This is a genomic window from Flavivirga algicola (assembly GCF_012910715.1).
GTDB classification, from domain to species: Bacteria; Bacteroidota; Bacteroidia; order Flavobacteriales; family Flavobacteriaceae; genus Flavivirga; species Flavivirga algicola.
This window is the reverse complement of the sequence record NZ_JABBHF010000010.1, coordinates 142,982-166,122: the sequence shown is the minus strand read 5'-3', so window position 1 is coordinate 166,122 and position 23,141 is coordinate 142,982. Positions and strand designations below refer to the sequence as shown.

Below are 23,141 nucleotides of genomic sequence, written 5' to 3'. Positions count from 1 at the left end.
TCACAAATGAAATATTTAACTATTATAATTAGCATTATTGCTCTAGGTTTAATGATTTTCAATTTTACAAAAGTGAATTTTAGTGCGCCTTTTAAAGATGATAGCTTAATCGCTTTAATCACTATTTTAGCATCTCTTTGTGTTATTCTTATGATGCTTATTCTAAGGGTCTCTAAGCGTATTGAACAAAAAACCAAAGAACGCAACTAATGTATGATGCTCTAATTATTGGCGGGGGTGCTGCGGGTTTGTCATGCGCCCTAGTTTTAGGCTCTGCTAAAAATAAAGCTTTTGCCAAAGACAAACATATTGGCATTATTGCCCATCAAAAAACATCCCATCTTCAAACTGCTTTATTCAACAATGTACTGGGCTTAACGCCTGAAACTACTGGAGCTTCAATATTGGAAAGCGGAAAAAAACAATTAACGGAACTATACCCGCATGTCGAACTGATTGAAAAAGAAAAAACCTTGGAATTGTCAAAATCTGAAGGCCTTTTAAAAATTAGAACCAATAAAAACACCTACACAGCAAAAGCTGTTGTTATTGCTGTTGGCTATACCAACTTGATGACGATTAAAGGACTTGAACATTATATAGAACCTCATCCAAGGAGCCCGATTGAAAAAAATCGGATTTGGTTAAAAAACACAGATCATTTGATTGAAGCCAATTTATACGTTGCAGGCACACTTGCTGGGTGGCGTAGCCAATTTTCCATAGCTTCTGGTAGTGGCGCACATGTAGCTACCGACATTTTAACACTTTGGAACAATGGAAAAGACACTAAAGTGCATGATAAAATTGAAGTTTAGTCTTTAGCCTTACTATCACTTAACTTAATAACCTCATCAATCATGATATCACGCTGATTGAAAACTTCTTCAAAAGCACCACTGCCATAAAGCTGACCTGCTAGTGTTGCTTTGATATATTGTTTCACCTCAGTATGGTATGCTACAAAAGTAATTTTAGAATCGGTACGTACATTTAAGTAGTCCTGGAAAGCAAACACCAAATCATCACTCACCTCAAACGAATCAATAAAATCTTGTCTTGAAATATTATCGTAAAGATGCCTGTCTTTTTCAAGCTCCTCAAATACAAAATAACCGATAAATCCGCGTCTTTGTAAAAAGGTTAGCGTTTCATTTTGCATACTATTATCTATAGGGACAAATACATCTGGAATAATACCCCCACCACCATACACCGTTTTCCCCGCTGGTGTTGTAAATTTTAATGAATCTGCTACCTTAATTTTGTTGGGATCTAAAAGCTCTCCACTATCTAGCCTATCAAAATATTCATCATAGTAATCTTTATTACCATTTTTATATGACCGCTGAATAGAACGTCCTGTTGGTGTATAATAACGTGACACCGTTAAACGCACGGCACTACCATCTCCTAGGTCCATTTCTCGCTGCACCAAGCCTTTGCCATAAGAACGACGCCCTACTATGGTTCCTTTATCATTATCTTGTAATGCCCCAGCAACAATCTCACTTGCAGATGCTGAATTCTCATCTATGAGTACGTATACATGACCATCTTCAAAATCGCCTTTACCAGTAGCAAAGCTTTTTTCAATATTTCCGCGCTTATTTTTAGTAAATAGGATGAGTTTATCATCTTCTAAAAACTCGTCTACTATTTGTTCTGAGATACCTAAAATACCTCCTGGGTTATTTCTTAAATCCAATGCAATTTCGGTAGCTCCTAATTCTAAAAGCTTATTCAACCCTTTTTTAAATTCCTTATAAGTAGACTCTGCAAATCGGTTTATTTTTATATATCCTAATTTTTCGGTTAGCATATAAACGGCATCGACACTTTTAATAGGAATATTATCCCGCTTTATTGTGAAGTTTAAAAGTTCTGGCTCTCCTTTTCTATATACTTTTAAATTGACTTTAGTATGAATAGGCCCTTTTAGTTTTTTAACCATTTCACCATCATTCAATCTATCTCCAAAAAGCGTATCGTTATCTGCCATAATAATACGGTCACCTCCTTTTATACCTGCTTTGGCACTAGGACCTCCTTCAATCGCCCTAATAACCGCTATGGTATCTTTGTAGGGATAAAAGCTAACTCCAATACCCACAAAATCACCTTTCATCTCTTCCGCAACACGTTCCATAGCCTCCTTAGGGATGTATACAGAATGCGGATCTAGATTTTCTAAAATACCATTAACCGTAACATCAACAATACTGTCTGTATTTATGTCATCAACATAATCATAATCAATATAGTCGATAAGCCTATTGAGTTTATCTTTTTTACTATTAGTAGAGAACAATCTATCTGGCGAATCTGTAAAATCCAGCTTTCCACCAATAAAAATGCCTGCCGCTATCGCAACACCCAAAATAAAAGGCAAATATTTTTTTTGAAATGACATTATGCTTTTAAGTCTTCTATTAATTTAAGTTCTATACCTGCTTTTTTCAAGAATTTCAATCCAGAATCATCTTTATATGCTTCATGATACACCACCTTTACAATCCCAGCCTGATGGATTAATTTGCTGCATTCTTTACATGGTGACATTGTGATATACAGTGTAGCGCCTTTGCACGACTGGGTAGAAGCAGCCACTTTTAAAATAGCATTCGCTTCTGCATGTAACACATACCATTTTGTGTAGCCTTCATCATCTTCACAAAAATTCTCAAACCCCGATGGCGTTCCATTATAACCATCAGAGATAATCATTCTATCTTTCACAATAATCGCGCCAACTTGCCTGCGTTTGCAATAAGACAATTTTCCCCACTCCTGTGCTATTCTTAAATAAGCCTTATCGTACTTAAGCTGTTTATTTTCTGGCATTATTCTATTTATAATTATAACATGTTTTTAAACGATTAATACATTTTTAGAAGCCATTTCAAAAATAAAAACCAAGAATAGCTCGCAAATGCTTTAATCTCAAACGCAAAACAATACAACGAAGATACTCTGTTCGTATTTTAATCGCAATGCAAGTTCGTTAAAGTTTTATGAAAATTTTATATTATGACAAGAAATCACTGTTCAATATCATGGGAATAACCAAACCAACAACGATGGCAGACACAACCATAATCCAATCGCGTTTAGAAAATCTAAAAATAGTCTGTACCACATACCCTAAAAACAAGACTAAAAATACAATGATAATCTGGGCAAGCTCTATTCCTAAAGCAAACTCCAACAATAATGCTAATTTGTTATCTGAATCTCCCAAAAGCATCTGAAATTCACGTGCAAAGCCCAAACCATGTATCAATCCAAAGAATAGTGTTGACAAGAACAACACGCCCACTTTTTCCCTTTGAGCACCTTTACCAGAAGTAAAAACATTAAACAGCGCAACAATTAGAATAGTAATAGGAATTAAAAATTCAACAATCTGCGCATTCACACGAACCACATTATAAGCTGCCAAAACGAGTGATAAGGTATGCCCCAAAGTAAACATAGAGACCAATAGCAACACACGTTTCCAATCTTTAAACACATAGGAAACTGTTAAGACTATAAGAAATAAAACATGATCGTATGCGTTGATATCTAATACATGATTGATACCATACTCTACGTTAAACCAAAAATTTTGAAACATAATAATTTTAAGATTAGGGAACCGTTCAAATATACAATTAATTAGGTTGTTTTAAAATGGCATCGGATTTTTTATCTGAGCAAAACAACTCATTTTACACAAATTAATATCGTATAAGAAATTAGTAATTTGATTTCTAATTCTTAAACAGAAGATAAACTATTACTATATCTTTGTACGGTATCATTTTAAATGAAGCACTATGCGTATTAAAACCTTAAGTATTTTAAGCCTGCTAATACTATTTCTTTCTTGTAAAAAAGAACAAGAAAGCAACGTAGCAACTAATAAAGCGGACATTGAAAACAATGAAATAACGGAAAAAGATATTTCAAAAATTGACTATATCGAGTTTTTTATAGACTCAAAAGCCGAAGGGATTACAGAAAACTGGGCAGAATACCAACAATTACAAGAAGCTATAACAACTATTAAAAAAGGGGATTTAAGTTTTTTTAATGATAATGAAGAAACCATAACCGCTCTGTTAAAAGGTTTAAAAAAAAGCATTCCTAAAGAATTAAAGGCACCTTCTATTTCTTCTAGAATTACAGCGTTGGAAACCAAACTTCGCAAACTAGAGAGTTTATCAAATTTATCTACTACAAGCAAAAAAGAACTTATAGCGACCATTAAGGATTTTTTAGTAGCCTTTTCTAGTTTTAATTTACAAATAAATAAGAAAATAGAATTCGATACACGAAAAATTGAAAAGCCAGAATAATAAAAAAAGGGTCTAAAAAGTGCATTCGCTTTTTAGGCCCTTTTTTCAATTAATTTTTTAATTAATTTTTTGGTTGTGACGCTTGTGCTTGCAGAGCCTGTTTTTGTCTTAACAATTCCGTTTTTGTTAATTGAATTAAATTAAAGTTGGGTGCTGTTTTTAAAGTTTCATCCAAAACATCGACAGCTGCATCAATATTTGCTTTCGTATCCTTATTGTAAACAACCAATGCCTTTAAATACATAAAGGCCGCTTTTAAAGATACTTCATATGGTGTTTGAGTCTCGTAATAAGCTTTCTTCATATCGTCTTTCGAATTTGCGATACCATAAGCAATATGCTTTTCTGCTTCCGCCAGTTTTTTAGTTTGCAAATTAAGTTCTGCCAATTCGTAGGCAATTGGGGCATTTGGTTTTCTTTTAAACATTTCCTCAAAAAACCCAATGGCTAATTCAGGCTGTTTAACCGATTTTAAAGACAATGCCTTAACTTCAATGGCGATATCAGAATCGGTAGCACTTTTTTCTATGCCTATGGTGTTAAGTGCTTGCATGTATTTACCTTCGGTCATGTATAAATAAGCTAAAGTGTCTTTTCTTGCCTGGGATGGTGCTAACAAATTTAAATGTGTCATCCCATTTATTATCCCTTGAACATCTCCTTGTGCCTTCATTTGCTTATAATAAGCTTCATAATGTTTTATTAATTCTGAGTTACTTTGAGCGTTTAGCATAAAGCCACTTACTAATAAAATCAATCCAAATAATCTTTTCATTCCTCTAATATTTATTTTAACGTGCTAAAACTATAAAAAATTAACATTTAAACTCTTAAAAGAATGCTAATTATTTTTATTTGGATCATACGGTCTTCTTTTGGGAAACCACATACCATTTATTATTAATTCAAATCTCTTTTTAGCGAAAAAATGCATTTATAGGAAAATTTAAAAAAAATGACTATATTTAAGATTACTTAAAATTAATGACCATGGGAATAAAAAGTTTTCTAGCCTCGCGAAAAAAGACAAAAAAGGACACGCCCAATACCCCAATTAAGGTTAGTGACTATATGACTACAAATCTGATTACGTTTAAATCTAATCAAAGAATTGAGCAAGTTATTGATGCTATAATAAAACATAGAATTTCAGGTGCGCCCGTAATAAATGAAAAGAATGAATTAATAGGTGTTATCTCTGAAGGTGATTGTATTAAACAAATAAGTGAAAGTAGATATTACAATATGCCCATGGATAATGCTACTGTTGAAAAACACATGGTTAAAGATGTTGAGACCATTGATGGTAATATGAATATTTTTGATGCTGCCAATAAGTTTCTTAACTCCAAGCGAAGACGTTTCCCTATTGTTGAAAACGGAAAACTTGTGGGGCAGATAAGTCAGAAAGACATTCTTAAAGCGGCCCTAAAGTTAAAAGGGCAAAATTGGAAATAAACTAAAGCCTTCTTTTCACTGGCTGTATTGCCTTGGGATGATCTGTAATGATTATTTTTTGATTCACAGTACTTTCCAATGCTGCAATTTTAGAATAGGTATACCCTCCAATAGGCTCTTTTAATGTTTTCCACTTTGCAATACCACCAACGGTTATTATTTCGCCAATTTCTATAATCCTTTCAGTATATTCCAAGGTTTTATTAAACCCAAACCAATTTTCGCTTTCAATTCCGAACGCATCCAAAAGCTTCAAAAACTCAGGTGTAGGATCATTAAACGTACCCGAAGAAACCTGCTTATCCCTAACCATATAACTACTATAGTTACTGGTTTCCTGAGAGGGTTTTACCATAACCAATTCGCCATCTTTCTCTATAAAAAAATCTTGAACATCTTCCTTTTTGACTAATGTGTTCCATCGAGAATTCTTGCCCGATTTTATTTTTTCCCTTATTTCAAAAATATAAGCAACACATTTTCGTTTACTAAATGGCATAACAAACGGCTCTTGTACTTGCATTACTTTCCCTGATACCTTTGTAAGTTCGTTGGTTCTAAATTGAGAGATGCGTTTGGACTTAAATTTGGACAGTTTTCTCAGAATAATATTTTTTTTATTGAAATAGATCACTAAAAAGACAATCCCACCAAATAGACAAAACATAAAAATGGGTATAATAAAAATAAGGGATTCAGTCATCGAGGTTATTATATAATATTTAACAAATGGTGAGTATTAAAAATATGCAGCAAAATAATATTTATTCTCGTTTTACCAATGCATAATAATCGCCTTCTAATGGTAAATACCCTTGGTCGTAAACAAAATAATAAATAGTTCCTGCTTTAGTCGTATAAATACTTGTAAAATAGTTAAAGTCGAAACCTGCTTCTATGAGCTTGGCTCGGGATGTTTTTGTTTTTTGCTCAGGATTAAGCATCTCTAAAACCCTATAATTTTTACGTAATCGATTATTTGTGTTGCGTATTAAATTCTTGCTATCTTTGTTTACGCGATTGTTATACGCATTTCTACACCCATCGCTACAAAACTTTTTATCAATTCTGCCAACTATATTATCGCCACACTCTAAGCATTGTCTCTGCATAACTACTTATTTTCAATTTTATACCAGCGAAGCTTTATCTTTTCCTCTTCAAAATAAAAATCTTCAATATATTTTAAGCCAATTTTTAAAAGGGCATGGTGAGAAGCTTGGTGTTCCATTTCTGTTATACCGTACAACTCGGGAAGCTTTAAAACCTTAAAACCATAATCTACAGCTTTTTTACCAGATTCTGTTGCATAACCTTGGCCCCAAAAACGTTTTATTAATCTGTAACCTACATCATAAAAGTTAGTAATGCCATTCATTTTTGTATTGAGTTTTAGCCCAGACCACCCCATGAATTCACCTGTTTTTTTATTGATTAGAGCCCATCGACCTATACCGTATTTTTCATATTGATCAATAACAGCTTCTATAATTTTTTGAGATTCTTCTTTAGTTTTTACAGGTTTGTTTCCTAAATATTTATGTACTTCAGGATCCGAATCCAATTCGAACATACCTTCTAAATCAGACATCCGTAAGTCTCTTAAAATAAGACGTTCTGTTTCTAAATTAAATGTCATACTAAATTACATTACCAGTTCCCTGCATACCCTAAATCAAGCTTAGTTCTCTGTTTTAAGTAATTATAATCATATCTTAAAACTTGTCTTATATGCAAATAATCGTGTGCCAACCAATTAGCTAAAAGCAACCTTGCCGACATAGCTCCCAGTTCAGGGTGCAATAACTTACTTTCCCAATTAGCATCTAACTTACTTTTTAACCATACAACAGATTGTTTCCGCTCTTCTAGAAAATCCAGAAGTGTTTGGTTATAATCTCTAGCATTATAATCTCTTTCTTTAACCCAGCCTTCAGGATCAATTGGCACCAAGGGTTTTTTAGGAGTTTCAAGTGCATGAACCACCCGAGCTTTAAAATCGTCTCGTTCTTCATCCAATAAATGACATACAATTTCTAGCAAGTTCCATTTTTCAGGCTCGGGCCTCCATAAATATTGTGTCTCTATTTTAGATACTAAAAGACTTTTAAAAACCTGCTGGTTGCTTTCTAATTGCTGTATAATTTCTTTAATAGACATATCCTTGCTTAATTTAACACACTAAATAGCACCAAACCTACTAAGCCCAAATACTTTCCAATGTGTAAGCACCACCTTCAAACACCCAGTGTCCACCTGTTAAATACCTGTAATTTTTATCTAAGCTGGCAATTTTTTTCATATCATCATCGGATAAATGAATGGCTCCTGCCTGTAGGTTTTGAGCAATTCTACCTGAGTTTACAGACTTAGGAATAACAGCAGTGCCCCGATGCAATGCCCAACTAATTAGGACTTGTCCTGGTGTGGCGTTTTTAGACTTTGCCATGTCTGTAATGATAGGATCTTCTAATAATTTAGGCTCATCTGCTGCCTTAAATTTCTCTGCCCTGTCTGAAGAGCCCAACGGTGCATATGCCGTAAAATGAATATGATGATCTTTACAAAATGAGAGTAGGTCTTCTTGCTGAAAATAGGGGTGCGACTCCACCTGATTCATTTCAGGTTTTATTTTCGATTTAGATATTAAATCTTCTAAAGCTTTTTTACCAAAATTAGAAACCCCAATATGCCTTACCAAACCTAAACCTACAGCTTCTTCCATAACTTCCCATGTTGTCGCATTAGGAAGATCATCTAATGAAATTAAATCTTCCTTAGCACCAACGAACATTACTTCTTTTTTTAAGGCTACCGGCCAATGAATCAGGTATAAATCCAGATAATCGAGTTGCAGATCGCTTAACGTTTGCTTTAAGGCTGGAATTACATCTTCCTTTGCATGGGCATTACACCAAAGTTTGGAGGTAATCCATAACTCTTTTCTGGTTACAATACCTTCTGAAAAACATTCAGCCAATGCTTCACCTATTTCTTTTTCGTTACCATATACTGCTGCACAATCAATATGTCTATAGCCTTCCTTAATAGCTGTTTTTACTGCATTGTAAACGTCTCCTGATTCAGATTTCCATGTACCTAGGCCAAAAGCAGGCATTTCGTCATTGTTCTTAAATTTTAGTGTTCGCATTTATTTTTTAATGTTTGTATTTTAAGATTTATATGTTAAATATTTAATGTCTATATCTATGTATTCAAAATAGGAATGAAGGCTTTCCAAGGACCTACCTCATCTTTATATTGTTTTGCCATAACTCGTGCAATTTGTACAATATGCGCCAAATCATGTGCTACCCAACAGGCCAATAGCTCTTTTAGCCTGACCTCTCCTAATTCAGGATGCGCGGCTTTCATCTTTAATTGCGACTCTGTAATTTTAAAATCCTTGAGCTTTTTTAAGTTTTCTGTACGTAATTCTGAAAACTCTTTTAATAATTGTTGTAATGTTTTGTCTTTTGAATTTCCAAACTGAGCAAATCTATCAAAAGATTCAAATACTTTGTTACTAGAATCGCTCAAAATAATTTGTATTCTAACAATCCAATCGGTCTTTTCGCCATGAATTAAATGTCCAACAACATCAAAAGCACTCCAGGTATTGTCACCCTCGTTATTATAAATCCATTCATCAGACAATCCCAAAAGCATTATATTAAGTGTATTCGGAGTGCGTTCCAAAATTTCTAAAGCTTGGTCTAAATTGTAAGTCATTATATTTATTTACAATAAATTATTTTAATTCATTTCCAATGCATGCTCAAACACAATTTGGGAGCAAGCCATATAGTTTTACCAAATATAAGGTTATTCCGAATAAAATTTAAAACCAAAAAAATCAAGTGTAGTTCACTGGTACCTTTAGAGATAACATAGAAATTATTAATCCAGAATTAAGGAAAACTTTTAGCTAAATTATATTATAAAGTATATTAGCAGTATCAAAATTGCCATTTGTACCAAATAAGACCTATGAGACTTTTCAATACATCCTTATTAGTAGGTATATTTATATTTATTGGTTGTTCGACATTACAAGCGCAAAATAACCTGTCTTATAATGTAAAACATTATGATATTTTTGACGGACTTTCAAATAATTGGATCTCGGACATTTTTCAGGACAAAGATGGTTTTTTATGGTTTGGAACACAGTATGGAATAAACCGTTTTGATGGTAAAAACTTTAAAGTATTTACATACATACCTGGAGACACCACGGCCATCAAAGCCAATTGGATAAGGAGCATCACACAGCTAGACGATCATAAAATATATTTTGGCTCTTTGGGTGGTGGTATTAATGTTTTGGACCCTTACCAAGAAAAGTTTACCGAATTATTTATTAAGTCCAATTCAAACAATCACAACATATCATTGATTAATAAACTCACTCCCGATGATGAAAAAAATTTATGGATATCGAGTACCAATGGTGTTTTTCGCTATCATCCTAAAGATAGTACGATAAAAGAACTTTATAACAGAGGTTCTTCCAATATTAGTATTTCAAAAAATGGTTCGAAACTTATCTTGGGAAGACAAGAACGTACTTCAAAAAAACAGGAACAAGGGCACAGTATTTTTAAAGTAGTGCATGATACGATTCAAGAAATTCCTTTGCCAAAAGATCAAAAACTCATCAATACTTTCTCTATTTCCAAAGATAGTACACTGGTTTATACTAACAAGGCATTATACATTACCTATAAATCTAATGGCGCTTGGTCTCAACAAAAATTAAATTTTGAAAGTACCTACAAAACAGCCGTAAGAGATGTTCCCTTTATTTTTAAGGACAAAGAAGGTTGGATATGGGTAAATGGCGGAAAAAAAATTTACAGATTCTCTTCTGATTTTACTCAGCAAGAAGCTATTACCATAGAAGCATTATTAAACTACCCTTCTTCTGTTAGTATAAGGGCCAATTGTATGTTTCAGGATAACGAAAGTAACTATTGGTTAGGCACCAATCTAGGAGTATTTCAACTCATTCACCACAAACCATTTAGGCATCCCTTTTTAGGAGAGCTAGGAAAAGTTAGAGAAATAGTGGGGCGTGGAGATAAAATTTGGTTTGCTCTTCCTGATGGAATTTACACTTGGAATAAAACCAAAATTAACTCGCTCAAAAAAATAAACAAAAAGCCAGTAACTTCTATGGTCTGCGCCAGCGATAGTTTTTTGTATACGATGGGAAGGGATAACCAAGGCCAATTGGCTTTGCTAAAAATAGACTCTAACTCGAATAAAGAAACACCCATTTATTTTCCAAACTTAGACTTTTCTTTAGGTGTATGCTGGCGAGTGATAGAAGACCATAACCAACGGTTATGGATTGCGCAATGGGACAACATGATAGTATACGACTTAAAAGACCAAAGCTATTTTAAAATTCGTTTTCCCCGAAAAAGAATAGGAATTATCGAGCTATATATGGATAGTTTTGACAATATTTGGGTGGGCAGTATTAATGAAGGCCTATTAAAATTCTCCAATGCCAGTAAAATTAGTGAAGACGAAAACCATAATTACAAACAATTTTTGCACGATGTTTTCAATCCTAATAGCATTAGCTCTAATCTTATTCAATCTATACGACAAGATGACAATGGTTTATTATGGATTGGGACTGACGGTGGACTAAATTGCCTCGATATAGAAACAGAAAAATTTGAACGCTATGTTAGAAATGATAAAATGCCCAATGACAAAATTTTAACTATTATTAATGATACTAAAGGAAAACTATGGCTAAGCACTATAAGCCATGGTATTTTGTCTTTCGATATCCAGACCAAAAAATTCGATCATTTTATGACAACAGACGGGCTATACGACAACTCTATGTTACTTAGTTCTGCATATCTTGACGATGAGGACTTTATATGGTTAGGTAGTGAGGGAGGCATTCAATATTTTAACCCAGATAACCTAACCACTTCTAAAACCAGAACTCCTAATATGATTTGGGAATCATATACCAAGTTTAAAGCAGATACCACTATAGTTTATAAATTTCCAAATAAAAGTTTGTCGAATGAAAATGTAATAACCATATCCCCACAAGACCAAAGTATTAATTTTTTATTTCAAACCTTAACTTTCGAAAAGCCCGAAAAGGTTAGGTATCATTTTAAATTACAAGGTTATCATAAAGATTGGCTACCCATGAAGGAAAAAGGAAGCCTAACCCTCTCTTATTTACCCAAGGGATCATATGAATTGTTGGTAAAAGCTACTTCTGAAGATCAATGGGAAATCCCATACGAGCCAATAGCCATTACCGTAGTCCCTCCCTGGTATAAAACCAACCTCGCAAATGCTCTTTACATCCTATTTATAGGATCTCTAATTTTTGTACTGTATAGAATTCAATTAAGAATAAAAATAGCAGAAACCGAAAAAGAATTCATTATAGACCTATCCCAAACCAAAACCCGGTGGTTTAATCAAATAGCACATGAATTTAGAACACCATTAACCGTAATTCTTGGTGCTGTCGATCAAGCAAGGGAAAAACACGCTTCTGAAATTGGTTCAAAAACAGATAAACATTTATTTCAAATAGAAGAACAGGCCAATCACTTATCAAATCAAGTACACCAGATTTTGGAGATTGCTAAAATGCAGGATAACCAGTTAGAGGTTCGGACCAACAACAGTGATTTTGTAGCTTTTCAACGATATTTATTTCATTCCTTTACTTCCTTAGCCGAAAAAAAAGATATTACCTTAAGCTTTTCGAGTTCGCACAACAGTTTATATCTGTTATTTGATGAGGATAAGTGGCGAAAAATATCAACTAACATAATCTCCAATGCTATAAAATACAATACTTCAGGAGGAAAAGTGTTTTTTTCTATTGTATTTAAAGAGAATAAAGCTGCCCTTACTATCCAGATTAAGGATACAGGTATTGGTATGTCCAACAAGTTCGTTTCTAAATTGTTCGATCCTTTCGCCAAAGAAAAAATCGATGATTCTCAAGGTGTTGGACTGGGGCTTACCCTTACTAAAGAATTGGTTCAATTAATGAAGGGCGAAATTGCAGTACATAGTCAAAAAGGAGTAGGAACAACTTTCACCATAAAAATCCCTGCGATAATTCCAGACGACAAACCAGCAGCAGAAATTAAAAATGAAGAGATTATTTTATTTGAAGAAAACGATACGCCAGTTGTTCTCATTGCTGAAGATCACAAAGAAGTACGAGATTATATTCATTTTTGCCTGGCTTCAAACTTTACTATACTACAAGCTGAAAACGGTTTGGTAGCATGGGAATTGTGCGAAAAGCACTTGCCAGATTTAGTAATCTCCGATATAATGATGCCCAAATGGAACGGTATCCAGTTAAGCTCCCAAATTCGGCAAAATATAGCAACCAATCATATCCCTATTATTTTATTAACTGCAAAATCGGGACAATCCAATCAATTAGAAGGCTTGAAAACAGGTGCCGACGCCTACCTTACTAAACCTTTTAATCGCACCGAATTGCTAATACGAGTTGACAACCTGATTAAAACCAGACAAAAACTACGGGAAAAATATCAACGTGGGGAAACGATCATCACTTCAAAAAATAAAACTATTGACCATTTTATGAAGAATGTGATACAAATTATTCACAAACAATTGGATAATGATGAATTTGCTGTTCCCCAATTGGCAGAGTACCTAAGCATTAGTCGGGTACACTTATTCAGGAAAATTAAAAACCTCACAGGTTTGCCGCCTACCAAATTTATACGAAAGATTCGTTTGCAAAAAGCTCAAGAATTATTACTTCAAAGTGAGCTCTCTATATCTGAAATCGCCTACCAAACAGGGTTTAAGGATCCCGCTTACTTCACCAGGGTTTATGTCGAGGAATTTGGAAAACCGCCATCTGAGTTTAGAAAACAAAGCTAAACACCATTATTTCGGAGGTTTTCTAAATAAATGTAACCACAATACAAGCTTTGGTAACTACAGTACAAAGCAAATTTTCATTTGTACCCTAAACTTGTAATATAATAAAAGCCTTCAAATCTAATTTGTATCTACCCTTAATCTTTAAGCGAGATTTCAAATCATTTTTGATTCTGATAAAAAATTAAAATGGATTCTCAAAAATACTTTCGCAGTAAAAATATATTACATCAAGAACCTAACTTATGTGACAAGGTGTCTCCTAAAATTTCATCAAAAAAATACAACACTTGCCCAACTAAACAAGATTTATCCACCAAGGCAAGTAACGTTTCTAAAACCCCTTATTTGGATGAAGTTTTTGCAGAATTTGACAGCGACTATCTAGAACGCGCACCTATTCAAACCATCTCTGTTTTGAGCTATTTTGCCACATCTCTGTTTGAGAACAACAACGCAGATGATGTTCTTTGGGACATTGTAGAAAATTGTATTGCACATCTTCAGCTCGAAGACTGTGTAATTTATATGCTAGATAAAGACAAACAGTACCTCATTCAGAAAGCTGCATTTGGAAATAAGAACAATGGAGAAAAAAAAATTGTTAGTCCAATTAAAATTAAAATTGGAGAAGGCATTGTAGGCCATGTGGTCAAGTCTGGAAAATATCAATATGTGAAAGATGTGGCACTCCACCCCAAATACATAGTGGATGATGCCAATAGGAAATCAGAACTATCTGTACCAATATACATTGGCGATGAAATTATTGGTGTTTTGGACTCTGAGCATTCTGAAAAAGGCTTTTTTACCGATGATCATATTTTTTTATTTCACTTAATAGCAAAATTGACGGAAAAAAAACTAAAACAAATATACAATAACAGTAATGTTTGCAATATCAATCACGATAACATCTATTTTAAAGAACTCGAACTCTTAATGAAAGAAGGCAAAATATATAGAGATCCCAATCTTGGCCTTTCCAGTGTTGCCCAAAAACTTAAAATAAGCAGTAATTACCTATCGCAATTGGTCAATAAATTAACTGGACAGAATTTTGCAGATTACATAAATACATTTAGAGTTGAAGAAGTCAAACTAAAATTAACCAATGCCAACTTTGCAAACTACACTGTCGTGGGAATTGGCTTAGAATCGGGATTTAACTCGAAATCGACATTTTATAGTGCGTTTAAAAAAATTACGGGAATTTCTCCCAGTACTTACAGAAAGGCTTGTTGAAAATGTCCAGATTCTTTGAAATTCAAACTTTTCGGATACCATTGGTTATTTAAGTCAGTACATTTTCAAAAAAAATGTAAATAATGAACAAAACACTTATTCTAATCACCCTAATGACCTTATGGGCATCGGGGTGTGGCAACGACGATAACGGCGATTTGCAAATACAAAATCAAAACCCTAAAGACTTTTCTGTAGAAGCAACAGAGATAACCAATAACAGTACGTTACTTAAATGGAGTCCTGCAACAGATCCAGAGGGAGATGTGGTAACCTATACCATATTTCTAGAGCAGAATGAGGTACAATCTCAACTACAAACTACAGAGTTTTTGCTTGAAAACCTTGTTGAAGAAACAAATTATAGTGGAAAAGTTGTAGCTTCTGATGGAAAAAACGGCGCATCAGAAAGTACGTTTTCATTCACAACCACAGAAACGATTAATAGCGAGATAGCTATAGCATGGCAAAAGTCATTAGGAGGAACTCTAGACGAGGAAGCCTATAGCATACGTCAAACAAATGACTTGGGATACATCGTCGTAGGCGCATCAGAGTCCAATAACGGAGACGTTGGCGGAAATAAAGGTAATAAAGACTGCTGGGTGGTTAAATTAGACAGCCAGGGCGTTATACAATGGGAAACTAATATTGGTGGCACCAATAATGAAACTGCACACGATGTACAACAAACCAACGATGGTGGGTATATTATAGGGGCATTTTCATCATCCAACGATGGCAATGTAGCAGGAAACCATGGCATGCGCGATTTCTGGATCGTAAAACTAAATGCCTCTGGAAATATAAGTTGGAAAAGAAACTTAGGGGGTAGCAAAGATGATATTTTAGAAGCCATTATTGAAACCTCAAATGGCGAATTTGTGGCTGTCGGTTATACGAGTTCCGATAGTTTCAACGTCAAAGGTCAATCTGATGCCTGGATCGTAAAACTAGATGAGTCGGGGACCCTCTTATGGGAAACCAATTTCGGAGGTTCGCAAAGAGACTTGGCCTTTTCGGTTGATGAAACTTCAGACCAAGGTTGCATTGTAGCAGGGTACACAGAAACTACAGATAACAAGAGGGATATGTTGGTTATTAAATTAGATAACGAGGGGAAGCATGAATGGAATAAAACTTACACAGGATCTGAAAATGAAGAAGCGGCATCGATACAACAAACCAATGACGGTGGGTATATTATTGGTGGGTACTCCAAATCTAGTGATGGAGATATTGGAAAAAACAATGGTGCCAATGATGCCCTAGTTATTAAAACAGATAACCAAGGGAATATTATTTGGAAAAAAGTACTGGGCGGTTCTAAATCAGACGGTGTCAACGATATTAAACAAACTACTGATGGTGGATATATTGCAGCTGGCTCTTCAACCTCTGATGATTTGGATGTAGCAGAGAATCATGGAGGAGCAGATTTCTGGATTCTGCGACTACAAGCCAGTGGAGATCTGGTATGGCAACAAAACCTTGGAGGGGAAGGAAATGATTATGCGTTTTCGATTGAAGAAACTAAAGATGGTGGTTTTATAACCACAGGCTCTTGGTATACTAATATAACAGGAAATGGAGGAGGTTTTGGAGATTTTAATTATTGGGTTATTAAGCTAGAATAGACACCTTACAGGCTATTATAAAACCTATCCTTTATAATACGATCAAGTGTATGTTAGTTGCTTTTTTACCAGTGGGTCCTCTAACGATTTATTTTAACCAAAGTGACGGGGACCCTTTTTTAAATGATTTATAAATGTATTCAATTAACCGTTTTGTTAACACCATTCAAAAACAGCTTTATAACGGTAAAAATTGTCAAAGAATGTGTTTACACAATAATTCATATGCAAACCAAACGAATTAAACTTTTAATACTCGGCTTATTAATTTTTGGGTGTAATAACAACGATGAAACGTTAGATCCTGCTCCTCCATCTCTTTCCATCACCCCTATAGCTATTAACGAAATTAGTTCTTTTATAGCATTTGGAGAAACTCTGAGTCAGAATCAGCTAAACCCCACAATTGAATATATTACCAACCATGCCAACATATTGGTACAGTCTGCTTCAGGGGGCTATGTAGAAGCTATTCAAATGAATTCAAACATTGATGATTTTGAAATCTGGGTAAAACCTTCAAATAATTCCCAATGGCTTATTATTTACGACCATATACTAAATATTAAAGTTTCTGTAGGAGATAAAATTAATGCTGGTGATGTATTAGGGTCTATAGGTATAGGAAATAGAACAGAACTTCAAATCAATCAAATAAACCATAATCAAGAAATAGCCTATTGTCCACTCAACTTTGGGACAAATAATTTTGTTCAACAGCACACCAATTTCTCAAAAAACTGGTGTATTGCAAAAACAGTAACCCCTTAATAAAAATATATTATGAAACGCATCCAAAATTTAATGCTAATATGTATATTATTCACTAATATTATAGTAGCACAGCAAAAAAAATCAATCACCGTTATAGGAGAAACCATTAAGACCACTGAAATAGAAAAATATGTAGTCAATATAGAATTTAAAGAAATTATAAGTGATAATTACCAAAATATAAAAGGCAAAACGGTTTCTGAGCTAAAAAAGGAGTTTGCCTCCATGCTTAGTAAAGAAAATATTAATTTTGGGTTCTTTAAAGAAGATGTTAATTACCACTTAAATTCTTATCTCTACACATCATCTGCTTATTATTTTTATGTAACGACATCCTTAGAAGAAGTACAAAAAATCCTTAGTCAAAAAATGAAGGGCGTAGACAATACAAGGGTCGATTTTATTGCCAAAGAAATGACGAATAAACAAATTGGAGAATTAAGCAAAAAGGCTATAGACGATGCAAGAAAAAGTGCCGAGCAGATTGCGTCAAAAATAGGAAAAACGGTTGGAGAAATCACCCAAATTGAAAATACAAATTACAAGTACGAATACTTTAATGTTAGCGGTGTTAGAGGAGTACCTTTAAAATATCATATAAAAGTTACATTTTCGCTTCAATGAAAATACAAAAAGGTAAAATATAATATTAATAAATATACATGCTAAAAAAGACACCCTTAGCGTAGAATATAACTATTAACACCTCAAAAACAGTCTTTTATTGGTAATTGTAGCGAACCCATAGTCTGATTTTTTTTAGGTACTGTTTCTATGCTCCAAAAAGAAAACTATTCTGTAGAGTTGTTTGCTTTCTCCAACCGTTTTTAAGACATAGATATAAAACCAAAAGACCAAGTAATTATTTTTTATAAGTACAAAGGCAACTATCTTTCTCTTGGAGGAATTAATGGCCCTCTCGTAAAATCCATACGGAAATATAATAAACATGGTCAAAATCCCTTATCGATAGAGGACGATATTCATATTTGAGATAAATTCCAATTGGGGCCGAACCAAGACAGATCGTATTTTGTAAAAAAATGTTCTCTGTAGAATAATTAAGATTCGTTTCTTGAAGGCATGGAAACGACACCCAAAGACCATCTATAGTTTTTGGAATTACATTTATTGCTGAAAACTTCGAAAAGGTAGTAGATAGATTCTGTTGTTCCTTAAATATGCACTAATCAATTGCGTAAATTTCCTAGCTATACACCCAACAAACACAGGGAAAAACACCCATAAAACGTCCAGATTCTTTGAATTTCAAATATTTCGGACATCTAAAAAACACCTGCTGTCTAAGTTTGCTTCATAACATAATTTTAAAAAAATTTAACAATGAAAAATTTAATTAAGTACGTAACTATAGCATTATTATCAATAGCTATTTTCTCCTGTGATGGCGAAGACGGAGCTATTGGCCCACAAGGCCCACAAGGCCCGCAAGGTGACCAGGGACAACAAGGTTTACAAGGTGACCCTGGTGCCCCAGGCGATCCAGGAACGGCAAATGTGATCTATTCTGATTGGATTGAACATGGGTTTGGTAACAGTCCTGTGGGAAGTTCGGCAGCAGGTTTTGATATTGAAGCACCTGAAATTACCAATGATATCCTAAATAATGGGGTCGTATTGATATACGGCCGAAGAGCAGTCCTTTCAGACGGTGAAATCGAGACAACCTTCTATCAATTACCCTATACTTTCTATGGTAGTTTAGATGTCGAGTTTCGTTATAGAATTCAACCTCCAACCGATGATTCCAACGGGGCAATAAGAATCCAAGTGAAAAAATTGGATGATACAGACTTAAATGCCGACGCCGTGTTGATTTCTGCCTACCGTTACGTTATAATACCAGGAGGTCAAAGCAATACAGGTAAATCCATTTCTAATTACAAAAAAATGTCGTACGAAGAAATTGCTAACCTTTTTGACCTTCAATAGTTTGAATAAAATGTGAGAAATAAGCATTAGGATTGATTATACATACACACTTCTCACATTTTATTTTCTTTTTGATAAGTTAGTTTTTCTCCATGATTAAGGAAAAACGAGGTCGTCTAAAAAGTATTGAAAACTAAAGTTGAAATACTCGAACAGATACCTAAGTACTCTTTAGGCAGCCTCGTTTTATTTTAAAATTATTATGAAAAAAATACTTTACATTTTTGTATCATTAATTTTATTACACTTTTCTTGTAGTAGTGATGATTCGTCTAATAATTTGAGAATTGTTTACGAACAACATCTTATGGAAAACACGTTTTTACAAACGGGAGAGACAGCACCTCCTGTAGTAAATTGGTCTGAGGAAAAAGGCACTTTTTCTGCTACAACATTGACTGCACCGAAAGGAGATGATCTAGTTGGAAAAGGGAATCTATATACAAAATTACACTAATGAAAAATCACTTTATAACATTCTTAAATTTCTTCAAACCCAATAAGAAAAAAGAAACAGATAAATTCGATGAAAAATATGGGTTTATTTTAAGGCTGGATTTAGACAATGAAAAAATGTATAATAAAGTTAAGGAGCATTATTATTGCCTTCAAGTTCAGCAAGAGCTTTTTTAAGTGTGCCTGCAGATTTCACAAAGTGATTATCTAAGACCAATTTACGCTCTTCTTCTGAAAATTGCTTCAAACTTAGAACGCAGAAATTAAATAGCTCTCCTACCTTTTCTCCAGTTTTTTCTTTATAAAATTCATGAACCTCACCTAACGTATTTTTAGAAACTTCTTCAATTATTTCTTGAGCTTTTTCATCATTATTAATCATGTTTTTTAAATCACCCTTAATCCTTTCCTCTCTCATTGAGGCATACTTCTTTACCTCATCAACCTTAAATATGTCAATGAATGTTTTCATTGAATCTATAATATCTTTTTGCTTTTTTATCTGACTGTATTGTATAATAAATACGATTAGGTAAATTAAGGTATAAACGCCAATTATCACAATTGTTACAATATCCATAAAAATTATTTAAATGTTATTAGAATATGCTTACACTAAATATTTGTTTTCAGTGTAAAAAACTACTATATTTATATATGTTTAATAAAGAAGTAAAATCAGTTTTAGACCTTATCAAAGCCTTTCCAACGGAGCAGGATTGTATCGACCATTTAGAAATACTGCGTTGGAACGAAAACGTTGTAAGTCCTTTTGATTCAACTTCTAAAGTCTATAAATGTAAGAATAACCGTTATAAGTGCAAAAACACAGGTAAGTATTTTAACGTCAAGACCAATACTATTTTTGATAACACCAAAATGGAGCTACAAAAATGGTTTTTAGCGATCTGGATAGTTACTTCACATAAAAAAGGTATTTCATCACTTCAATTGGGTAGAGATTTAGGAATCACCCAGAAATCAGCGTGGTTCATGCTTCAAAGGATAAGAAACTGTTTCGGTTTAGATAATAACGACCAATTAGAAGATGAAGTTGAAATGGACGAAACTTATGTGGGTGGCAAGAATGAAAACAGAAGTATATCTATAAGACGTGATAAATCAGAGGAGGCTTTAGAACATTACAAAAAATCTACTGTCTTTGGTATGGTTCAAAGAAACGGTGAAGTAAGAGCAATGCATGTAGAAAATGCTTCTGAAATTGCGTTATTACCTATTATTTATGAAAACGTAAGTAAAGAATCAAAAGTTTATACAGATCAACATAAAAGCTACTCTAAATTAGAACGTGTTTATGACCATAAAGTAATAAAGCATAGCAGGGGTGAATATGTAAGAGGTCGAATAAGTACAAATACAATAGAAAGTTTTTGGGCTATTTTAAAGCGAGGTATTTACGGTATCTATCATTTTACATCCAAAAAGCATTTGCAGTTATATATAGATGAGTTTGTATTTAGATACAATACAAGAAATGGAAATGAAAGTGATAGATTTAACTTACTTTTGTGTAATATAGAGAATAAAATAACTTATAAAGAATTAATTGCATGAGTGGTTTAGAAGATAAAGTTAATTTTTTGTTCTACACGGCTGACGATGGAACTACTAATATTCAAGTCATTATTGATGAAGATACTGTATGGGCTACTCAAAGGTCAATGAGTGAAATATTTGGAGTTGAAGAAAACACTATTACTTATCATATAAGTAATGTGTATTCTGACGGAGAATTAGCTAAGAGTTCAACTACTCGAAAAATTCGAGTAGTTCGAAAAGAGGGCACTCGTAATGTAAATAGAGAACTCGATTTCTACAACCTAGATATGATTATTTCGGTTGGATATAGAGTAAACTCTTTAAGTGCAACAAGATTTAGAATTTGGTCTACAAGTATTTTAAAGGAATACTTAATTAAGGGCTTTGCCTTAGATGATGACAGGCTGAAGCAAGGTAAAACATTGTTTGACAAAGATTACTTTGACGAATTAGTAGAACGTATCAGAGAAATACGTGCTTCTGAAAGACGTTTTTACCAAAAAATCACTGATATATACGCCACAGCTGTAGATTATGATTCTAAAGCACAAATAACCCAAACATTTTTTGCTACAGTTCAAAATAAATTAGAATACGCAATTACACATCATACTGCATCAGAAATAATAAAACTTAGAGCAAGTTCGGAAAAACCCAATATGGGACTTACAAGTTGGAAAAATGAAAAGAAAGGCGGAAAAATATTAAAGTCTGATGTTGGAGTTGCTAAAAACTATCTAACCCATGAAGAAATATCTGAACTAAATAGAATCGTAACGATGTATTTAGATTATGCAGAAAACCAAGCTAGTAAAGGAAGATTAATGAATATGAAAGATTGGGTTGAAAAGCTAGATGCATTTTTATTATTTAATGAGTATGATATCCTGAAAGATGCAGGTAAAATGCGGGCTGATGTAGCTAAGAAATTTGCTGAAAAAGAGTATGAAAAATTCAGGGTTACGCAAGATAAAGAATATAAATCTGATTTTGATAAAATGGTTGAGGGGGTTAAGCAAGGTAACTTACCACAAGAGAAAAAAATTGAAACCGAAGAACCTTTATCTGATTTTAATCAAAAATTAAAACAAGGCTTAAACTATGACCCGAAGCAAGAACGAAATTCTGCTTTAAGTCTAAGTAGCATTAAAAAACGTAGAGACCGTAAAAAAGATTAATAATAAAGGCTTAACTATAATTAAATGAACGTACGTATTCCCAAAGACGAAAACACACGCATAGAAGATTCTAAAGACATAGCGCGTATCATGCGCAAGATACTCCTAAGACAGAACAAGCTACGCAGGAAAAAGGAATATTTTGGAGTATAGGACTTAGCGTAAAAACGATATAGAGTACATAGAGTTGCTTACCATTGGGATATTGAACCAAAATAATATTGACCCCGTAGAGGTATTTAATTTTGCAGTAGCCAAAAAATGTAAACGAATAATCATTTGTCATAACCACCCGTCAGGAGATACAAAACCAAGCGAAGCGGATAAACAAGTTACCCAAAAAATAAAGAAAGGTGCGGATGTTCTGAATATAGAACTTTTAGACCATCTAGTAATATGTGAGAGCAAAGAGTTTTACAGCTTTAAGGCTTTTGAATTGCTTTAACAACTCATTCTAATGTTAGTAGAATTAGAATGAGTTAAATATGTTCATTGATAGGCAAGAACTTAATTTGACTGTTCGCAGTCGGCAAGAGCTTATTGTTAAGGTTCTGAATTAGCGGAATCGAAAACATAGATTGAACAACTTGCATACTTCAAAA

The 23,141-nt window shown here is 33.7% G+C and carries 26 protein-coding genes; 15 read left to right on the top strand and 11 right to left on the bottom strand.

Going from position 1 to position 23,141, the window contains the following annotated elements:
* Positions 1-6: 6 nt before the first annotated feature.
* Together HHX25_RS16745 and HHX25_RS16740 are read left to right on the top strand one after the other, a co-directional pair.
* Complete coding sequence (locus HHX25_RS16745; protein WP_169675875.1) at positions 7-210, top strand: hypothetical protein; 204 nt, start codon at positions 7-9, stop codon at positions 208-210.
* A complete protein-coding gene (locus HHX25_RS16740) occupies positions 210-818 on the top strand; it encodes an NAD(P)/FAD-dependent oxidoreductase (RefSeq protein WP_169675873.1) in 609 nt (202 codons plus the stop codon). Before HHX25_RS16745 ends, HHX25_RS16740 begins: the two co-directional genes overlap by 1 nt.
* Here the strand turns inward: HHX25_RS16740 and HHX25_RS16735 are convergent.
* The 3 genes from HHX25_RS16735 to HHX25_RS16725 form a co-directional block, all read right to left on the bottom strand.
* Positions 815-2,413, bottom strand: a complete 1,599-nt coding sequence (locus tag HHX25_RS16735) for a S41 family peptidase (protein WP_169675871.1) — start codon at positions 2,411-2,413, stop codon at positions 815-817. The two genes, HHX25_RS16740 and HHX25_RS16735, sit on opposite strands and share 4 nt — an antisense overlap.
* Positions 2,413-2,844: a deoxycytidylate deaminase gene (locus HHX25_RS16730; protein ID WP_169675868.1), complete on the bottom strand. Its 432-nt coding sequence runs from the start codon at positions 2,842-2,844 to the stop codon at positions 2,413-2,415. Before HHX25_RS16730 ends, HHX25_RS16735 begins: the two co-directional genes overlap by 1 nt.
* A gap of 184 nt (positions 2,845-3,028) precedes the next feature.
* Positions 3,029-3,619 carry a HupE/UreJ family protein gene (locus HHX25_RS16725; protein WP_169675866.1) on the bottom strand — a complete coding sequence of 197 codons (591 nt, stop codon included), beginning with the start codon at positions 3,617-3,619 and terminating at the stop codon, positions 3,029-3,031.
* A gap of 202 nt (positions 3,620-3,821) precedes the next feature.
* On the opposite strand from HHX25_RS16725, the gene HHX25_RS16720 reads away from it, so the two are divergent.
* The gene (locus tag HHX25_RS16720; protein ID WP_169675864.1) at positions 3,822-4,343 is read left to right on the top strand and encodes a hypothetical protein; all 522 of its coding nucleotides are present in this window, start codon (positions 3,822-3,824) and stop codon (positions 4,341-4,343) included.
* Positions 4,344-4,404: 61 nt separating this feature from the next.
* Here the strand turns inward: HHX25_RS16720 and HHX25_RS16715 are convergent, their stop codons facing one another.
* Complete coding sequence (locus HHX25_RS16715; RefSeq protein ID WP_169675862.1) at positions 4,405-5,118, bottom strand: tetratricopeptide repeat protein; 714 nt, start codon at positions 5,116-5,118, stop codon at positions 4,405-4,407.
* A 215-nt stretch (positions 5,119-5,333) separates the two neighbouring features.
* On the opposite strand from HHX25_RS16715, the gene HHX25_RS16710 reads away from it, so the two are divergent.
* A complete protein-coding gene (locus HHX25_RS16710) occupies positions 5,334-5,801 on the top strand; it encodes a CBS domain-containing protein (protein ID WP_169675860.1) in 468 nt (155 codons plus the stop codon).
* A gap of 1 nt (position 5,802) precedes the next feature.
* Here the strand turns inward: HHX25_RS16710 and HHX25_RS16705 are convergent, their stop codons facing one another.
* The 6 genes from HHX25_RS16705 to HHX25_RS16680 all read right to left on the bottom strand — a co-directional run bounded on the left by HHX25_RS16705 (position 5,803) and on the right by HHX25_RS16680 (position 9,533).
* On the bottom strand, positions 5,803-6,324 hold the full coding sequence (locus HHX25_RS16705; RefSeq protein WP_169675859.1) for a hypothetical protein: 522 nt from the start codon (positions 6,322-6,324) through the stop codon (positions 5,803-5,805).
* Between the two features lie 241 nt (positions 6,325-6,565).
* On the bottom strand, positions 6,566-6,913 hold the full coding sequence (locus tag HHX25_RS16700; protein ID WP_169675857.1) for a hypothetical protein: 348 nt from the start codon (positions 6,911-6,913) through the stop codon (positions 6,566-6,568).
* 2 nt (positions 6,914-6,915) lie between these two features.
* Positions 6,916-7,440: a GNAT family N-acetyltransferase gene (locus tag HHX25_RS16695; protein WP_169675854.1), complete on the bottom strand. Its 525-nt coding sequence runs from the start codon at positions 7,438-7,440 to the stop codon at positions 6,916-6,918.
* Between the two features lie 11 nt (positions 7,441-7,451).
* On the bottom strand, positions 7,452-7,961 hold the full coding sequence (locus HHX25_RS16690; RefSeq protein ID WP_169675852.1) for a DinB family protein: 510 nt from the start codon (positions 7,959-7,961) through the stop codon (positions 7,452-7,454).
* A 40-nt stretch (positions 7,962-8,001) separates the two neighbouring features.
* A complete protein-coding gene (locus tag HHX25_RS16685) occupies positions 8,002-8,952 on the bottom strand; it encodes an aldo/keto reductase (protein ID WP_169675850.1) in 951 nt (316 codons plus the stop codon).
* 56 nt (positions 8,953-9,008) lie between these two features.
* Positions 9,009-9,533, bottom strand: coding sequence for a DinB family protein (locus HHX25_RS16680; RefSeq protein WP_169675848.1), 525 nt, complete (start codon positions 9,531-9,533; stop codon positions 9,009-9,011).
* Positions 9,534-9,791: 258 nt separating this feature from the next.
* Between HHX25_RS16680 and HHX25_RS16675 the strand changes: the two genes are divergently transcribed.
* From HHX25_RS16675 to HHX25_RS16645, 7 genes are all read left to right on the top strand, one after another.
* Complete coding sequence (locus tag HHX25_RS16675) at positions 9,792-13,736, top strand: hybrid sensor histidine kinase/response regulator transcription factor (protein ID WP_169675846.1); 3,945 nt, start codon at positions 9,792-9,794, stop codon at positions 13,734-13,736.
* Between the two features lie 189 nt (positions 13,737-13,925).
* Entirely contained in the window at positions 13,926-14,981 is a 1,056-nt protein-coding gene (locus HHX25_RS16670) for a helix-turn-helix domain-containing protein (RefSeq protein ID WP_169675844.1), read from the top strand.
* 83 nt (positions 14,982-15,064) lie between these two features.
* A complete protein-coding gene (locus HHX25_RS16665) occupies positions 15,065-16,618 on the top strand; it encodes a fibronectin type III domain-containing protein (protein WP_169675842.1) in 1,554 nt (517 codons plus the stop codon).
* Between the two features lie 225 nt (positions 16,619-16,843).
* Complete coding sequence (locus HHX25_RS16660; protein WP_169675840.1) at positions 16,844-17,389, top strand: M23 family metallopeptidase; 546 nt, start codon at positions 16,844-16,846, stop codon at positions 17,387-17,389.
* Between the two features lie 12 nt (positions 17,390-17,401).
* Entirely contained in the window at positions 17,402-18,016 is a 615-nt protein-coding gene (locus HHX25_RS16655; RefSeq protein ID WP_169675839.1) for an SIMPL domain-containing protein, read from the top strand.
* Between the two features lie 720 nt (positions 18,017-18,736).
* Positions 18,737-19,345, top strand: coding sequence for a hypothetical protein (locus HHX25_RS16650; RefSeq protein ID WP_169675837.1), 609 nt, complete (start codon positions 18,737-18,739; stop codon positions 19,343-19,345).
* A gap of 202 nt (positions 19,346-19,547) precedes the next feature.
* Entirely contained in the window at positions 19,548-19,802 is a 255-nt protein-coding gene (locus HHX25_RS16645; RefSeq protein ID WP_169675835.1) for a hypothetical protein, read from the top strand.
* Positions 19,803-19,931: 129 nt separating this feature from the next.
* Here HHX25_RS16645 and HHX25_RS16640 read toward each other — a convergent pair whose 3' ends face one another.
* On the bottom strand, positions 19,932-20,381 hold the full coding sequence (locus HHX25_RS16640) for a hypothetical protein (protein WP_169675833.1): 450 nt from the start codon (positions 20,379-20,381) through the stop codon (positions 19,932-19,934).
* A gap of 77 nt (positions 20,382-20,458) precedes the next feature.
* Here HHX25_RS16640 and HHX25_RS16635 point away from each other — a divergent pair, with 77 nt between their 5' ends.
* The 4 genes from HHX25_RS16635 to HHX25_RS21545 are packed head-to-tail and all read left to right on the top strand — an operon-like array spanning position 20,459 to position 22,984.
* Positions 20,459-21,376: an IS1595 family transposase gene (locus HHX25_RS16635; protein ID WP_169675831.1), complete on the top strand. Its 918-nt coding sequence runs from the start codon at positions 20,459-20,461 to the stop codon at positions 21,374-21,376.
* On the top strand, positions 21,373-22,539 hold the full coding sequence (locus HHX25_RS16630) for a virulence RhuM family protein (RefSeq protein ID WP_169675829.1): 1,167 nt from the start codon (positions 21,373-21,375) through the stop codon (positions 22,537-22,539). Before HHX25_RS16635 ends, HHX25_RS16630 begins: the two co-directional genes overlap by 4 nt.
* Before the next feature lie 24 nt (positions 22,540-22,563).
* Positions 22,564-22,692 carry a hypothetical protein gene (locus HHX25_RS21365; protein WP_262888892.1) on the top strand — a complete coding sequence of 43 codons (129 nt, stop codon included), beginning with the start codon at positions 22,564-22,566 and terminating at the stop codon, positions 22,690-22,692.
* A gap of 19 nt (positions 22,693-22,711) precedes the next feature.
* Entirely contained in the window at positions 22,712-22,984 is a 273-nt protein-coding gene (locus HHX25_RS21545; protein WP_394352863.1) for a JAB domain-containing protein, read from the top strand.
* Positions 22,985-23,141 lie beyond the last annotated feature (157 nt).

Coding starts and splice junctions, on each gene's coding strand:
- HHX25_RS16630 (WP_169675829.1), top strand. CDS start 21,373: ATGAGTGGTTTAGAAGATAAAGTTAATTTTTTGTTCTACACGGCTGAC.
- HHX25_RS16635 (WP_169675831.1), top strand. CDS start 20,459: ATGTTTAATAAAGAAGTAAAATCAGTTTTAGACCTTATCAAAGCCTTT.
- HHX25_RS16665 (WP_169675842.1), top strand. CDS start 15,065: ATGAACAAAACACTTATTCTAATCACCCTAATGACCTTATGGGCATCG.
- HHX25_RS16720 (WP_169675864.1), top strand. CDS start 3,822: ATGCGTATTAAAACCTTAAGTATTTTAAGCCTGCTAATACTATTTCTT.
- HHX25_RS16705 (WP_169675859.1), bottom strand. CDS start 6,324: ATGCAAGTACAAGAGCCGTTTGTTATGCCATTTAGTAAACGAAAATGT.
- HHX25_RS16740 (WP_169675873.1), top strand. CDS start 210: ATGTATGATGCTCTAATTATTGGCGGGGGTGCTGCGGGTTTGTCATGC.
- HHX25_RS16660 (WP_169675840.1), top strand. CDS start 16,844: ATGCAAACCAAACGAATTAAACTTTTAATACTCGGCTTATTAATTTTT.
- HHX25_RS16715 (WP_169675862.1), bottom strand. CDS start 5,118: ATGAAAAGATTATTTGGATTGATTTTATTAGTAAGTGGCTTTATGCTA.
- HHX25_RS16735 (WP_169675871.1), bottom strand. CDS start 2,413: ATGTCATTTCAAAAAAAATATTTGCCTTTTATTTTGGGTGTTGCGATA.
- HHX25_RS16645 (WP_169675835.1), top strand. CDS start 19,548: ATGAAAAAAATACTTTACATTTTTGTATCATTAATTTTATTACACTTT.
- HHX25_RS16680 (WP_169675848.1), bottom strand. CDS start 9,533: ATGACTTACAATTTAGACCAAGCTTTAGAAATTTTGGAACGCACTCCG.
- HHX25_RS16710 (WP_169675860.1), top strand. CDS start 5,334: ATGGGAATAAAAAGTTTTCTAGCCTCGCGAAAAAAGACAAAAAAGGAC.
- HHX25_RS16690 (WP_169675852.1), bottom strand. CDS start 7,961: ATGTCTATTAAAGAAATTATACAGCAATTAGAAAGCAACCAGCAGGTT.
- HHX25_RS16725 (WP_169675866.1), bottom strand. CDS start 3,619: ATGTTTCAAAATTTTTGGTTTAACGTAGAGTATGGTATCAATCATGTA.
- HHX25_RS16695 (WP_169675854.1), bottom strand. CDS start 7,440: ATGACATTTAATTTAGAAACAGAACGTCTTATTTTAAGAGACTTACGG.
- HHX25_RS16730 (WP_169675868.1), bottom strand. CDS start 2,844: ATGCCAGAAAATAAACAGCTTAAGTACGATAAGGCTTATTTAAGAATA.
- HHX25_RS16655 (WP_169675839.1), top strand. CDS start 17,402: ATGAAACGCATCCAAAATTTAATGCTAATATGTATATTATTCACTAAT.
- HHX25_RS16745 (WP_169675875.1), top strand. CDS start 7: ATGAAATATTTAACTATTATAATTAGCATTATTGCTCTAGGTTTAATG.
- HHX25_RS16700 (WP_169675857.1), bottom strand. CDS start 6,913: ATGCAGAGACAATGCTTAGAGTGTGGCGATAATATAGTTGGCAGAATT.
- HHX25_RS16685 (WP_169675850.1), bottom strand. CDS start 8,952: ATGCGAACACTAAAATTTAAGAACAATGACGAAATGCCTGCTTTTGGC.
- HHX25_RS16640 (WP_169675833.1), bottom strand. CDS start 20,381: ATGGATATTGTAACAATTGTGATAATTGGCGTTTATACCTTAATTTAC.
- HHX25_RS21365 (WP_262888892.1), top strand. CDS start 22,564: ATGAACGTACGTATTCCCAAAGACGAAAACACACGCATAGAAGATTCT.
- HHX25_RS16650 (WP_169675837.1), top strand. CDS start 18,737: ATGAAAAATTTAATTAAGTACGTAACTATAGCATTATTATCAATAGCT.
- HHX25_RS16670 (WP_169675844.1), top strand. CDS start 13,926: ATGGATTCTCAAAAATACTTTCGCAGTAAAAATATATTACATCAAGAA.
- HHX25_RS16675 (WP_169675846.1), top strand. CDS start 9,792: ATGAGACTTTTCAATACATCCTTATTAGTAGGTATATTTATATTTATT.